Origin of the sequence: Hydrogenophaga sp. SL48 (assembly GCF_021729865.1) — a bacterium.
Classification (GTDB): Bacteria; Pseudomonadota; Gammaproteobacteria; order Burkholderiales; family Burkholderiaceae_C; genus Hydrogenophaga.
In genome coordinates, this window is the sequence record NZ_CP063400.1 from 57,230 (window position 1) to 71,298 (window position 14,069).

Consider the following 14,069-nt stretch of genomic DNA (forward strand, 5'->3'; position numbering starts at 1 on the left):
CTTTCCAAGCGCCTTCTGGCGTCTCGGCTGTTCGAGTTGGCTGGCTCAGCTCACCGCGTCTCATCCGCAGTCAGCGACGACCACGTTGCGGAGCACGCCGATTTCGGGGATTTCAACCTCGATCGAATCGCCGACGGAAATGGGTCCAACGCCAGCTGGCGTACCGGTCATGATCACGTCGCCTGGGAGCAAGGTCATGTACTTGCTGAGGTAAGCAACGAGATAGGGCACTGGGAATACCAGATCCCTGCTGTTGCCGTCCTGCCGTACTTCACCATTCACACGCGTGATGACCTGTTGACTTGCGTGGTCGAGCCCGGTGACGATCCACGGCCCGAGTGGGGCGAATGTGTCAGAGCCCTTTCCCGCAAGCAGACACCCGAATGCGCTCTCGCGGCGCTGGAGCACGCGATCACTGATGTCATTGCCGCAGGTGTAGCCAAACACAAAGTCGAGGGCATTGGACTCACTCACGTGGCGGGCTCGCTTGCCGATCACAACCACGAGTTCTCCCTCGAAGTGAATGTTCTCACCGTCGGGAGGATAGAGGATGGAGTCCTCAGGACCAATGGCTGCCGTGCTTGGCTTCATGAACAGCACGGGTAGGTCCGGTACTGGTTTGTTGGTCTCAGCTGAGTGCGCCTTGTAGTTGTAGGCGACACCAAAGATTCGGGGCTGATGGACAGGTTCCAACAGACGAACATCGCTGAGTCTGTCCTGCTCACCGCTGAACACAACGCCATCGAATGGCGCACCGATCAAGCGCTCCAGTACATCTCCTTTCAGCACACCGTAGTACGGCAACCCTTTGAGCTCATAGCGAGCCACACGCATTTGCGACATATATACCTCCAGCCAAAGAGTGCGAACGTTAGCAAGAAAGCTCAGAAATCTGTGTTCGGGTAAACCATGATCTTCGAAACGTTGACATGCGTAGCGTGGACTGATTAAACTGCGCGAACGTTAGCACAAACAGGAGATGACATCATGCACAAAAAGTTCGTTCCCGTTCAATGGCACATGCGCAGAGGCGCTTCAGGAGCCGGGTCGTGAGTATTTCGCTGCTGCTGCAGTCCGCCATAGGTGGGCTTCTATTGGGTGGGATCTACGGACTGCTCGCTCTCGGTCTGAGCTTGAGCTGGGGGTTGCTGAGACTGGTGAACCTGAGTCACTTTGCACTTGCCTTTCTCGGTGCATATCTCACCTACCAACTCAACACTCAGTTCGGGTGGGCTGCCTGGGCCTCGTTGCTTGTCGTTGCGCCAGCCTTCTTCCTGCTCGGAGTCGCGCTGCACGCGCTCTTTGTCCGATTTAAGGTCACCGAATTCGCCTCGATGCTCGTCACTTTTGGTATGACGGTGCTGATCGAGTCGATGATTCAGTGGATCTGGTCCGCCGATTTCCGCAAGCTTGAAACGCCCCTTCAGCAGGAGTCGATTCGCCTCGGACCGCTGTTCATACCCGTTCTGGAGCTGACTGCATTTGTCTGTGCCTTGCTCCTTGCGGTAGCGGCCTGGCTCTGTCTGCACCGCACATTGCTGGGGCGTGCTTTGCGCGCTGCCGCACACGATGGACCGATGGCTGCAGCGTTTGGCATCAACGCAGCTCAGCTTTCATATGGTCTCGCGGGTCTATGTTCTGCCTCGGCAGGTGTCGCCGGCGTATTTATCGCGCTGACGTCGACTCTCGCCCCGTCGCAGATAGAGGCATGGATCGGCGTTGTATTTGCTGTCGTGATCATCGGTGGCCTCGCCAATCCGCTGGGGGCGTTGCTGGCTGGAATGCTCATTGGTGTCTCGGAGGCCGTCACGATGGCTGTCGTGAACCCAGCTTGGGCACCGCTCGTCGCATTCTCGATTCTGATTGCTCTACTCGTCTGGAAGCCCAAATGGCTGTGATCAAACTTCCTGCAAAGCTGGCACTGGGTGCTGGCGCCGTGTCGCTTCTGGCGCTTCCATACATCGGCGCGCCGGATTTCTACCTCTCATACCTGTACATCATCTTCTTCTGGATATCACTCGCGACCAGCTGGGGCATCTTGAGTGGATACGCTGGATATTGGAGCTTTGGGCATGCGGCGTTTTTCGGTGCAGGTGTCTATGCGTCCTCCGTGCTCGCGACAAAGGTCGGCCTTCCGTTTTTGCTGACCATCCCATTGGCGGCAGCGACTGCAGCTCTGCTGGCGACTGCGATCGGTGTCGTGGTTTTTCGCATCAACACGTTGCGTGGCGAGTTCTTTGCGTTGCTGACGCTGTCCGTCACCTATGTGCTTGCGGCCATCGTCTCCAACACCGCGATAGATGGAGGTGCGGGCGTGAACCTCAGTACCGTAGCTCTGCCCACCTTTGGAACGAGTGTTCCGGGCGCAATCTACCTTCTTGGATTGACTGTCGCTGCGGCCGCCTTGCTGATTTCGCGCGCAGTGCTGCACTCATCCTTCGGTGCGGGGCTCTTGGCTATCCACGATGACGAGGATGTTGCTGAGGTCAAGGGCGTACCAACGTTTCGATACAAGCTGGCGGCCTTCGCCATCTCTGCCGGCATCGCTGGTGCAGCAGGAGCCATCCAGGCCGCTTACGTTGGCTACGTAACGGTGGGGGAAACCTTCTCGATCACGGTGCCCCTCTATGTTGTCTTGATGAGCATTCTCGGCGGTGCACGGCATTGGGCTGGTCCTGCAGTAGGTGCAACGCTGATCACCGTGGCCTTGAGCCTCTTCGTCGGGGGCAGCTACGCGGAGTTGGGGCGCGCGGGTGTCGCGTTGGCCTTGATCGTTGTGATCTTGGTGCTGCCGCAGGGCATCACGCCCCGGCTGCTGGCGTTGCTGCGCAGGGGAGTTCCGAAGCAGAGCACTGTTCAACCAGCTGGGATTTCGTTGGTGGCATCTCGCAACGCAGCTTCGTTGCGCAGAAGTGAACAGAGGCCCTTGCTGACGTGTCATGAGGTTGTGAAGCGCTTTGGCGGGTTGCAGGCATTGGCCGGTGTCAGTCTGGATGTGTACGAGGGCGAGATCCTCGCCCTGGTTGGCCCCAACGGATCGGGCAAGTCAACCCTGATCAACATGATCAGTGGCCACTTTCCGCTCTCCAGCGGAAGCATCATGCTAGATGGCCAGGCAATCTCCTCGCTTGATCCGCACCAGGTCGCCAGGCGAGGCGTGGCACGAACCTATCAGATTCCGCGCCTGTTCGAGAACATGACGGTGTTGGAGAACGTGCGGCTGTGTGCTGCCTTCGGAAGGACGAAGGGCGGGCCAGAGCAGGATCTCGATGAGTCGGCGCGTCACTGGTTGACGTATGCGGGGCTGGGGGACAAAGCACAGGAGTTGCCGGCGGCGTTGAATCTGCATGAGCGAAAGTTCGTTGAGTTTGCTCGGGCTTTGGCAGCGCGACCCAAACTGCTTTTGCTCGACGAAGTTCTGTGCGGTCTGACCCCCTCGGAAGTGGACCAAGCTATTGATCTGATTCGACGGATCCGTGCGGGCGGTACGACGATCGTCTTTGTCGAGCATGTGATGCGTGCCGTCGTCGCGTTGGCTGATCGCGTTGCGGTTCTCGACCAGGGCAAATTGTTGGCGCTCGGGGCACCACACGAAACGATGTGCAATCCCGCTGTTGTTGATGTCTATCTGGGAGTTGCACATGCTGCTTGATGTCCGAAACCTGCATGTGTCGTACGGCGACGCTCCCGCCCTGTGGGATGTTTCGCTCCAGATCGATGCTGGACAGATCGTCTCAGTTGTTGGGCCCAATGGAGCAGGCAAGAGTACGCTGATCAACGCCGTTGCCGGCATCCTGCGTCCGAGTGAAGGACAGATCCTGGTGAAGGGGGTGGACGTCGCAATGCTCGCCGGCCACCGCGTGTGTGAGCACGGAGTGGCCATCGTCCCAGAAGGCCGTCGTCTCTTCACCCAGATGTCGGTGCAAGACAACCTCGAGCTCGGTGCCTACAGGCGCGAGGCCCGTGTTGCAACGCGCGAAACGATGGACGAGGTGTTCAAGTTGTTGCCTGTGTTGAGGGAGCGGCGCACGCAAATTTCGGGTTCGATGTCAGGTGGCCAGCAGCAGATGGTGGCGATCGGACGCGCCCTGATGGCACGGCCGAAGCTGCTGCTGATGGATGAACCCTCGCTGGGCCTATCCCCGCTGATCGTTTCGGAGATGTTCAAGATCATTCGACGTATCAACGAAAGTGGTGTCGCTGTGATGCTGGTTGAGCAGAACATTCATCAAGCGCTGGAGGTTGCGCACCATGCGTATGTCATCGAGCACGGGCGGATAGTGACCTCCGGCAGTCCGCAAGCACTGTTGAACAACCCGAAGATCCAGGAGGCTTACCTTGGCGTCTGACACGTTTCATGGCGTACCTGTCGCGCTGCAGCGCGTCGTTACCGGACACGATACCGATGGCGAAAGCTGTTTTGTACAGCAGTCGGCGCCACCTCGGACCGATGCATACACCAGCATACCGGGTATGGTCTCGCGCTTGGTCTGGGCCACGGGTTCTCAATCATGTCTGCCCCACGATGATGAGGACCCCACGCTGCAGGTTTCGAACTTTGTACCCAACCCGGGCGAAACGAGATTCCTCATTGTCACGTTCCCTCCCGACAGCGTTTTCGCATCACCCGATTTCAATGAACAGGCCGCAATTCAGGAGAACCTGGCGCTCAGCCCGGGGCTGGCTGAGCGGTTCGAGCCCGATGGGATGCATGCCACGCCCACCATCGACTACTGCATTGTTCTTGATGGCGAAATCTGGCTTGAACTCGATGGTGGCAGAGCGTCGCATTTGAGGCAGCACGATGTGGCGATCCAAAACGGCACCCGACACGCATGGCGCAACAAGAGCAATCGGTCGGCGACGCTGGCCTTCGTGCTGATCGGCGCTCAAAGTGCGCGCTGACCAGAACGGCATACAGGAAGACTGCAAACAATTATGAAGAACACAACCATTGATCAAGTCCGGGCTCGCCGGGTCTGGGATTCTCGTGGCCGACCGACGGTGGAAGCCGAGGTGTTGTTGCGCGACGGCACCAAGGGACGAGCGATTGCACCTGCTGGCGCATCCACCGGAAGTGGCGAGGCGTTGGACCTTCGCGACGGAGGCACCCGATTCGGCGGTCTTGATGTTTCACGTGCCTGTGCGGCAGTGAACGAGCAGATCTCGCCTGCCTTGACGGGTTTCGACATCTCTGACCAAGAGTCGCTTGACGCAAGACTGGTCGCCTTGGACGGAACTGCAGACCGCAGTCGCATCGGAGGCAATGCACTTGTGGCCACATCGATGGCGCTTGCTCATGCGGCCGCTGCCGCAGCGGGGCGCCCGCTCTGGCTCCATCTGGCTGGTGATCGTCAAGTCCGGCTACCGCTGCCGGAGATTCAGATATTCGGTGGCGGCGCGCACGCGGCCCGACGCGTTGATGTGCAGGACTTCATGGTGATGTGTCCGGCGGCAAGTTCTTTCACAGAAGCGCTTGAGTGGACTGCAGAGATCTATCTGGCGGCGGGGGCCCTGCTGAAGAAAGCAGGCACGTTGCAGGGGGTCGCAGATGAAGGTGGATATTGGCCTGCGTTTTCGACCAATGAACAGGCCCTTGATACGCTGATGCAGGCCATCGTCGACGCCGGATTTCACCCAGGTACAGAGGTTGGTATCTCGCTGGACATCGCGGCTTCGGAGTTCGGTAGCCATGGACGCTACGAACTTGCACTCGACGGTCGCTCACTCGACTCCGACGCCATGATTGAGATGCTGGGTGGCTGGTTGGCGAACTACCCGATCCTGTCCATCGAAGATCCATTGGCAGAGGACGATCCCGAAGGGTTCAAGCGCTTTTGCGCGGCTCATGGGTCGAGTTGCCAAATCATCGGGGACGACTTCCTTGTAACGAATGCCGACAGGGTTCGCGCGGCTGCAAAGGTGCAAGCTGTCAATGCCGTGCTCATCAAGCCCAATCAAGCAGGCACCCTCAGCGAGACGCATGCCGCGTTGGTGGCCGGTAAAGCGGCGGGCTTCGGCACCATAGTCTCGGCGCGTTCAGGTGAAACAGAGGATCTGACGATTGCCCATCTTGCGGTCGGATGGAATGCCGGCCAATTGAAAGTGGGCTCGTTCTCGCGCTCAGAGCGCATGGCCAAGTGGAATGAGGTGTTGCGGATTGAGGAGTCCCTAGGGAAGCAAGCCAGCTTTTGGGGGTGGGACGCACTGCCTTTCCGCTCCGCACAGAGATCTATCGGATGACAAAGGAATTAACCATGAAAAAAGTACGTTTGCTGGGTATCTCAGGAAGTCTTCGCAAGGCTTCTCACAATTCGGCCATTCTTCGCACGCTCAAGGAGCGAATTCCGCAAAACGTGGAGCTCGAACTGCTACCGCTCGACGACCTGCCTCTGTACAACTCCGACCTTGAGGCGCCGCAACTCCCAACAGCGGTGGAGGCGTTCAAGTCAGCTGTGAGCGCCGCAGACGGATTGGTGATCTGCTCTCCAGAGTACAACGCGGGGACCTCAGGCGTGCTGAAAAATGCGCTTGATTGGGCTTCTCGTCCTGGCAATGCAGCGCCGCTCAAGGGCAAACCAGTTCTGCTCATGAGTTGCTCGCCTGGCTTCACTGGCGGCATGCGGGCGCACGCCCAGTTGCGTGAGACGCTCGCAAGCACTTTGTCGCGGGTGCTCGTGCATCCACCTGTGGTGATCGCCAGCGTGCACGACAAGATCAAGGACGGCCGCCTTGTCGATGAGGCAAATCTGCAATTCGCACTCAATGCCGTAGCTGCTCTGGTCGAGGAAGTCAGGCTCACCAATGCACCGAGCCAATAGTCACAGGGGAAGCCCTGCCGGCCAGATGCCGCTTTCAGTTTTTTTTGTTGATTATGCTAACGTTGGCACTACTTTTGTCAAGCCCAGTCATTTGTCATAGGAGCTCCTCATGTTGCCTATCGTAGATTTCCGTCCACCTTTCAACATCACGCGTGCCAGCCACATCGTGCTGTCGGTCTCTGACCTGAAGAAGAGCCGTGACTTTTACGTGAAGATCGTGGGCCTTGTCGTCAGCGACGAAACAGCCACCGAGTGCTACCTTCGCGGCCTGAACGAGGCCTGCCACCACAGCCTGGTGCTGGTGCAGGCCAAGGGCGAAGCGACATGCCGGCGTATCGGTTTTCGGGTCTATCTCGACGAAGACCTCGACATCGCATTCAAGTGGTTCAAAGACCAGGGCTTGCCGGCCGAATGGGCGCAGGTGGCCCACCAGGGGCGCACGCTGCACGTGGAGGATCCCTTCGGAACGAAGATTGAACTGTGCGCGCACATGACCGTGTGCGAGCGCATGTTCCTCAAGTTCGAGCAATTCACCGGGGCGCACGCCCAGCGCATCGACCACTTCCAGATCTTCGCGCCGGACACTTACAAGTCATGCGAGTTCTACAGCCGGCTGGGCTTTCGCAACTCCGAATACCTGGCACATGGAGACAAGCTGCTGGGCGCGTTCATGTATCGCAAGGGCACCTGCCTGGACCTTGCGATCGTTGAGAACACGGGACCGAAGATGCACCACTTCGCCTACATCATTCCTGAGCCTCAGTTGATCTTCACGGCGTGCGATCTGGCGGGCAACTTCGGTTACGGCAGCTCGGTTGATCGTGGACCGGGCCGCCATGGACCCGGCGGCATGTTGTACGTGTATCTGCTGGATCCCGATGGCCACCGCGTCGAGTTGTGCGACGGCCACTACCAGACCATCGACACCGAAGTGGAGCCGGTGCGTTGGGATGCCACGTCGCTGGACACAAGTGTTCGTTGGGGGCTTCCGGCCACGGAGCATTGGTATTTCCACGCCACCCCATTTGAAAACGCTTCCACCACAGCGCCCGAGAAGGTGCCCAACCCGAAAACGCTTGAGAGCTACATCCAGCAGCTCCCTCGCCATACCCACTGAGTGAAGGAAAACATACATATGGCACGCGTCAAATACCTTAGCCGCAGCGAAAGCACCAACCAAGTCATCTTTGACCGCTTGGAACGCGAAAGAAAGATGCCCACCGCCAACATCTTCTTGGCGCTGACCCAGACTCCAGATCTTCTGGACGGATTCCTGACGTATGCGAATGCGCTGCGCAGTTCGCCTCTGAGCCCCCGGCTGCGGGAACTGGCAATCCTTACTGTGGGCCACTTGACGAACTCACGTTACGAGGTTGCTCACCATCAATCCCATGGGTTGAAAGCCGGGCTGAACAAAGCCCAACTCGATGCCGTTCCCCAGTTCGAGACGTCCCCACACTTCACCAGCCAGGAAAAGGCGGTGATGTTGTTTGCAAAGGAGTCCACGTTGAAGGTGGAAGTTGCCCAGCAGACGTGGGCCACGGTGGCGGAGTTTCTCTCCGAGCCGGAATGCATTGCACTGGTGCTGGTGGTCGCTTGGTACAACTCAGGCGTACGGATCATGGCCGGGCTCGACATTGAACTGGAAGACGGCTACCACTGACGTGGTCGTACCAAACCAAATTTTTTTGTTTCATCCGCAGAGCTTTCCCCATCGTATTGTTTGTAAGTAGCAGTTCTGACCAAAAGGAGACAATCATGAACACCTCATCAAAGTTTGACACCACACGGCGCGCGCTCCTGCTCGGAGCAAGCGGTGCGTTGATGGCCACAGCGCTTCCTGCAGCGGGGCAGTCGTTGGCGGGCACGCCTATCCGGGTTGGTGGTACCTTGCCGCTCACCGGGCCGCTGGCCTCCGTTGGCGGGATTCACAAAATCGCCGCCGAGATCTATATCGAAGGCGTGAACAAACGCGGTGGCTTGTTGGGCCGCAAGGTCGAGTACGTCTTGCTGGACGATCAGTCACAGCCAGCCAATGCCAGGACGCTCTACGAACGCCTGATCACTGCCGAGAAAGTGGATCTGTTGATGGGGCCCTACGGCACGAGCTCGATCATTGCCGCAATGGGGGTTGCGCAACGTTTCAACAAACTGTTCATTCAAAGCAGCCTGGGCGATCCAGCCCTGGCACCGTACGAGCTGCAGTTCCCTGCCTTGCCACTGGGGCCGGAACCGCGAAGTGCAGACACGGAGGCGATTCTTGATGCCTACGCGAGTCTGCCGAACCCACCCAAGACTGTCGCATTCGTCACGAGCAAGTTTCCCTCTGCGTTAGACCTTGCCAAAGGCGGGCAAGAGGTTGCAGCGAAACGCGGGCTGAAAACTGTCTTGTCTCTCGAGTATGAGTTCGGCACGCGTGACTTCGGCGGTATCGCTGCACGCATCAAGGATGCCAACCCAGACCTGCTTTGGTCGGGCGCCATTGGCATGGAAGCTACGCAGTTGCTGGATGCGATGAAACGCATCGACTATCTGCCCAAACGGCACTTCTACCTGTTTCCAGCACCGGGACCAACGGCCGCCAATCCGAATGCCAACGGTTTGACCAGCCTGACCTGGTTTGAAGCCCACGAACCTTTTGTTGGCAATGCCGGAGCGGCGGAGTTCGTTGCCGTGTTTGCCCAACGAGCCAAGGAGGCCGGCTTGCCTTATCCAGTGGCAGAGTACCAGGCGGCGTCCGAGTTCACCGCTTGGCAGATGTTGGAGGCCGCGGTCAAGGGAGCTGGCCGCATTGATGACAAGGCAATGGCAGCCTGGTTGAAGGCGAACAAGGTGGAGACCGTCATGGGCCCCCGATCGTTTGAAGGCAAGTTCAACAGCGGCGCGGCCGATACCAAAGTGAAGCAGGTACAAGGTGGCAAGTGGGTCACCGTCTGGCCACCGAAGTTCCGTCCTTCGGGCGGCAGTTTCCAGTGATCGCATTGCATTTATGACAACAGCAGGAGTTTCCATGACAAGGACCATGACATCAGCGCGGCTGCACGCGTTGCACACCCCCATGACGCTGGACACGATTCCCGTGCCCAAACCAAGGCCCAATGATGTCTTGGTCCGGGTCAAGGCCTGTGGCATCGTGCCAAACATGGCCAACGTGATCAACAACTGGCCAAGCTGGTTTCCGCATCAGCCGCTGGCGAAATTCCCGGCCATCTTTGGGCTGGACCCGGTAGGCGTTGTCGAAGAGGTGGGCGAGGCCGTGATCAACGCCAAACCGGGTGATCGTGTCTACGTCAGTCCGCTGCGTTCATGCGGTTCGTGCAAGGCCTGCCGTGCAGGGCGCCGGAGCCAGTGCCGCTACTACACGCTCAACGGCTACTTCAGCACCAGCACCGATGGTCAGCGGATCTTTGATCTGTATCCCTACGGTGGGTTCAGCGAGTTCATGACCGCGCCAGAGTACGCGCTGGTCAACATTCCCGACAACCTGAGTTTTGAGAAGGCAGGGCGTTTTGGCTATCTCGGTACCTCTTATGGGGCACTGCAGAACGCAGCAGCTGGCTCGGGCCAAGTGGCCTTGATCGATGGCATCACGGGCACGCTGGGCGTGGCGGCGACCGTTCTTGGTTTGTCGATGGGCCTGTCGCGAATCTTGGGTACTGGACGCGACAAGGACTTGCTTGAACGGGTGAAGGCGTTGGCACCGGATCGAATCGAGGTTTTGTCATTGGGCGAGAGACCTACCGGCGAATGGGCCAGGGAACTCACGGGCGGCGACGGCGTGGACTTTGCCATCAGCGCACTGGGCGCACGTGCTCCGGTCGAAACCATGCTCGACTCGATGAAGGCGGTTCGCCGAGGCGGTCGAGTGGTCAATATCGGTGGCGTGGCTGACGCCTTGCCGATCGATATGAAGTGGATGATGGACGAACAAATCCAGATCATCGGATCGAACTGGTTCACGGCATCGCAGGGTCAGGAAATGGCGGACATGGTTCGCACCGGCACCCTTGATCTGTCCTATCTGGAAGATGTCGTGTTCCCACTGTCAAGCGTTAACGAGGCCATCTCGGGTTTGAAAGACCGCAACGGCGGATTTTCAAACTATGTTGTTTGCCCGTGAGAAATCCAATGACCAACAGCAAACCCTCCATTCACTGCATGGCCACTCACGAGGTGATCATTTCCAGATCGGGCGCACACGATGTGCCTGCTTTGGCCGTGGGTCTGGTCGTCGCAGGCACCCAGGGGCTGCGAACATGAAAATCATTGTCGCCGTCAAACGTGTGGTGGATTTCAACGTCAAGGTCCGTGTCAAGAGCGATGGCACAGGTGTGGACATCGCCAACGTCAAGATGAGCATGAACCCATTTGACGAGATCGCGGTGGAGGAAGCTGTGCGCCTCAAAGAGAGGGGCATGGCCACGGAAGTGATAGCAGTCTCCTGCGGAGTCACCCAGTGCCAGGAAACATTGCGCACGGCCATGGCCATCGGTGCGGACCGCGCCATCCTGGTCGAGACTGACGTTGACCTGCAGCCCTTGGCTGTAGCGAAGTTGCTCAAGGCCTTGGTAGACAAGGAACAACCCAGCCTGGTGATTCTGGGCAAACAGGCGATCGATGACGACTGTAACCAGACCGGCCAGATGCTCGCTGCGTTGGCCGATCTGCCGCAAGCCACGTTTGCCAGTAAGGTTGAAATTGCGGGTGAGAAGGCCCGGGTCACGCGCGAGATCGATGGTGGTCTGGAAACCTTGGAAGTCACATTGCCGGCCGTGATCACCACGGACTTGCGACTGAATGAGCCACGCTACGTGACGCTGCCCAACATCATGAAGGCCAAGAAGAAGCCGCTGGACACCGTCAAGCCCGAAGACCTTGGAGTGGACGTGGCGCCGCGCTTGAAGATCCTTCAAGTCGTGGAACCCGCCAAGCGCGGTACCGGCATCAAGGTGCCCGATGTGGCGACGCTCGTTGACAAGCTCAAGAACGCAGCCAAGGTGATCTGAGGTTGAGCGTGCGGTATCGAACGGACAGCGTTCACACCGCCGAACAGCCTTCTACCGCGCTTAACCAATAACGCTTAAAAATCATGACCGCACTCGTCATCGCTGAACATGACAACACCTCCATTAAAGCTGCCACCCTGAATGTCATCAAGGCTGCAGCAGAGCTGAGTTCCTTTTCCAACGGTCAAGTTCATGTATTGATCGCAGGTCATCGTTCATCTGGTGCCGCAAATGAAGCGGCCGAGGTTCAGGGGGTTACAAAAGTTCTGCACGGCGATGATCCGGGCTTTGCCCATGGCCTGGCTGAACATGTGGCGGCCCAGGTTCTGGCCATTGCCTCGAACTACAGCCACATCCTGTTCCCTGCCACGGCCAGTGGCAAGAACATCGCTCCGCGCGTGGCCGCCAAACTTGATGTGGGCCAGATCAGCGACATCATTAAGGTGATTGCCGCTGACACTTTCGAGCGCCCGATCTACGCGGGCAACGCCATCGCCACCGTGCAGAGCACCGACGCAATCAAGGTCATCACCGTGCGCACCACGGGCTTCGAAGCCGCAGGCCTGGGCGGCATTGCTGTCGTGGAAGCACTGGCTACCACCTCCGGTAACGGCAAGAGTACCTTTGTGAGCAGCGAAATCGCTAAGAGCGACCGCCCCGAGTTGACCGCTGCCAGGATCATCGTTTCTGGTGGCCGCGCCCTGGGCAGTACCGAGAATTTCAATGAAGTCATGACGCCTCTGGCCGACAAGCTTGGAGCCGCTTTGGGTGCGAGCCGGGCGGCGGTCGATGCGGGCTACGCTCCGAACGACTGGCAGGTGGGCCAGACCGGCAAGATCGTGGCGCCCCAGCTCTACGTGGCCTGCGGCATCTCGGGGGCGATCCAGCACCTGGCCGGTATGAAAGACAGCAAAGTGATCGTAGCGATCAACAAGGACCCTGAGGCCCCGATCTTCTCGGTGGCCGACTACGGGCTGGAGGCTGATCTGTTCATCGCAGTGCCGGAACTGGTTGGTCTGCTGTGAGCGTTCAACAAGCATCACTGAGCCCAGGCGCCCTGGATGGTCTGAAGGTCCTGGATCTCTCTCGGATCCTCGCTGGCCCTTGGTCCACACAGCTGCTGGGAGATCTGGGCGCGGACGTGGTCAAGATCGAGCGCCCCGGTTCTGGGGACGATACGCGCGCTTGGGGACCGCCTTGGCTGAGCGATGGCCATGGTCTTGACACGGGCGAGTCTGCCTACTACCTCTGCGCGAACCGAAACAAGCGCTCTCTTGCCGTGGACATCAGCGTGCCGGAGGGGCAGCGCATTGTTCGCGAACTTGTGAGCCGCGCAGACATCCTGGTGGAGAACTTCAAGGTCGGAGGACTGGCCGAGTATGGTCTGGATTACGGCAGCCTCTCGACCCTGAACCCCCGATTGATCTACTGTTCGATCACCGGCTTCGGCCAGACCGGACCCTATGCCAGCCGACCGGGCTACGACTTCCTCATTCAGGGCATGGGTGGGCTGATGAGCCTGACGGGTCAGCCCGATGGGGAACCTGGCTGCGGCCCCTTGAAAGTGGGGGTTGCGCTCACCGACATCTTGACCGGACTCTATGCCACCGTGGGAATCCTTGCAGCGGTGAATCATCGAGATCGTACCGGCTGCGGCCAGCACCTTGACCTGGCCTTGATGGACGTGCAGATCGCGACTTTGGCCAACCAGGCGTCCAACTTCCTGATCGGCAAGAAGGTTCCGGTTCGACTTGGCAATGCTCACCCGAACATCGTGCCTTACCAAGATTTTCCGACGGCCGACGGCCACATGATCGTCGCTGTCGGCAATGACTCGCAGTTTTCGAGTCTGTGTCATGCGCTCGGTCATGCAGACTGGGCAGCCGACGAGCGCTTCCGCAAAAACCCCCAGCGCGTCGAGAACCGAGCATTGCTGGTAGACCGTATCCAGAGCGTGACCACATCCAGGACCACCGCCGATTGGGTGGCTTTGCTGGAAGAGGCTGGTGTGCCCTGTGGCGCGATCAACACGCTTGACAAAGTTTTCGATGACGAACAGGTGGAGGCAAGAGGTCTGCGAATCGAAATAGATCACCCTACCGCCGGCCGGGTGCCCCTGGTTGCCAATCCGATCCGTCTCTCGGCTTCTCCGGTGCAATACCGGCGCGCGCCGCCCCTCCTGGATGCCGACGCTCAAGCTGTTCTCAGCAGTTGGCTCGACACTTCTTCGAGCTGAGCTTTT

General features: G+C 58.8%; 14 protein-coding genes. 13 read left to right on the top strand and 1 reads right to left on the bottom strand.

Annotated elements, in window-relative coordinates:
- Positions 1-60: 60 nt before the first annotated feature.
- Positions 61-843, bottom strand: a complete 783-nt coding sequence (locus tag IM738_RS00265) for a fumarylacetoacetate hydrolase family protein (protein WP_236963907.1) — start codon at positions 841-843, stop codon at positions 61-63.
- Between the two features lie 206 nt (positions 844-1,049).
- On the opposite strand from IM738_RS00265, the gene IM738_RS00270 reads away from it, so the two are divergent.
- The 13 genes from IM738_RS00270 to IM738_RS00330 all read left to right on the top strand — a co-directional run bounded on the left by IM738_RS00270 (position 1,050) and on the right by IM738_RS00330 (position 14,063).
- Complete coding sequence (locus IM738_RS00270) at positions 1,050-1,898, top strand: branched-chain amino acid ABC transporter permease (protein ID WP_236963908.1); 849 nt, start codon at positions 1,050-1,052, stop codon at positions 1,896-1,898.
- Positions 1,889-3,652: a branched-chain amino acid ABC transporter ATP-binding protein/permease gene (locus IM738_RS00275; protein ID WP_236963909.1), complete on the top strand. Its 1,764-nt coding sequence runs from the start codon at positions 1,889-1,891 to the stop codon at positions 3,650-3,652. The genes IM738_RS00270 and IM738_RS00275 overlap by 10 nt, the downstream gene beginning before the upstream one ends.
- A complete protein-coding gene (locus IM738_RS00280; RefSeq protein WP_236963910.1) occupies positions 3,642-4,349 on the top strand; it encodes an ABC transporter ATP-binding protein in 708 nt (235 codons plus the stop codon). The genes IM738_RS00275 and IM738_RS00280 overlap by 11 nt, the downstream gene beginning before the upstream one ends.
- Positions 4,339-4,905, top strand: coding sequence for a cupin domain-containing protein (locus tag IM738_RS00285; RefSeq protein ID WP_236963911.1), 567 nt, complete (start codon positions 4,339-4,341; stop codon positions 4,903-4,905). The genes IM738_RS00280 and IM738_RS00285 overlap by 11 nt, the downstream gene beginning before the upstream one ends.
- A 33-nt stretch (positions 4,906-4,938) precedes the next feature.
- A complete protein-coding gene (eno, locus tag IM738_RS00290; protein WP_236963912.1) occupies positions 4,939-6,243 on the top strand; it encodes a phosphopyruvate hydratase in 1,305 nt (434 codons plus the stop codon).
- 14 nt (positions 6,244-6,257) lie between these two features.
- Positions 6,258-6,821: an NADPH-dependent FMN reductase gene (locus IM738_RS00295; RefSeq protein WP_236963913.1), complete on the top strand. Its 564-nt coding sequence runs from the start codon at positions 6,258-6,260 to the stop codon at positions 6,819-6,821.
- 109 nt (positions 6,822-6,930) lie between these two features.
- A complete protein-coding gene (locus IM738_RS00300) occupies positions 6,931-7,938 on the top strand; it encodes a VOC family protein (RefSeq protein ID WP_236963914.1) in 1,008 nt (335 codons plus the stop codon).
- Between the two features lie 18 nt (positions 7,939-7,956).
- Positions 7,957-8,484 (top strand): carboxymuconolactone decarboxylase family protein, encoded by a 528-nt coding sequence (locus tag IM738_RS00305; RefSeq protein WP_236963915.1) that lies wholly within the window; start codon positions 7,957-7,959, stop codon positions 8,482-8,484.
- Between the two features lie 95 nt (positions 8,485-8,579).
- A complete protein-coding gene (locus tag IM738_RS00310) occupies positions 8,580-9,797 on the top strand; it encodes an amino acid ABC transporter substrate-binding protein (RefSeq protein ID WP_236963916.1) in 1,218 nt (405 codons plus the stop codon).
- Between the two features lie 34 nt (positions 9,798-9,831).
- Entirely contained in the window at positions 9,832-10,941 is a 1,110-nt protein-coding gene (locus tag IM738_RS00315; RefSeq protein WP_236963917.1) for an alcohol dehydrogenase catalytic domain-containing protein, read from the top strand.
- A 136-nt stretch (positions 10,942-11,077) separates the two neighbouring features.
- The gene (locus tag IM738_RS00320; RefSeq protein ID WP_236963918.1) at positions 11,078-11,827 is read left to right on the top strand and encodes an electron transfer flavoprotein subunit beta/FixA family protein; all 750 of its coding nucleotides are present in this window, start codon (positions 11,078-11,080) and stop codon (positions 11,825-11,827) included.
- Between the two features lie 83 nt (positions 11,828-11,910).
- Positions 11,911-12,852 carry an electron transfer flavoprotein subunit alpha/FixB family protein gene (locus tag IM738_RS00325; RefSeq protein WP_236963919.1) on the top strand — a complete coding sequence of 314 codons (942 nt, stop codon included), beginning with the start codon at positions 11,911-11,913 and terminating at the stop codon, positions 12,850-12,852.
- Positions 12,849-14,063, top strand: a complete 1,215-nt coding sequence (locus IM738_RS00330) for a CaiB/BaiF CoA transferase family protein (protein WP_236963920.1) — start codon at positions 12,849-12,851, stop codon at positions 14,061-14,063. Before IM738_RS00325 ends, IM738_RS00330 begins: the two co-directional genes overlap by 4 nt.
- Positions 14,064-14,069 lie beyond the last annotated feature (6 nt).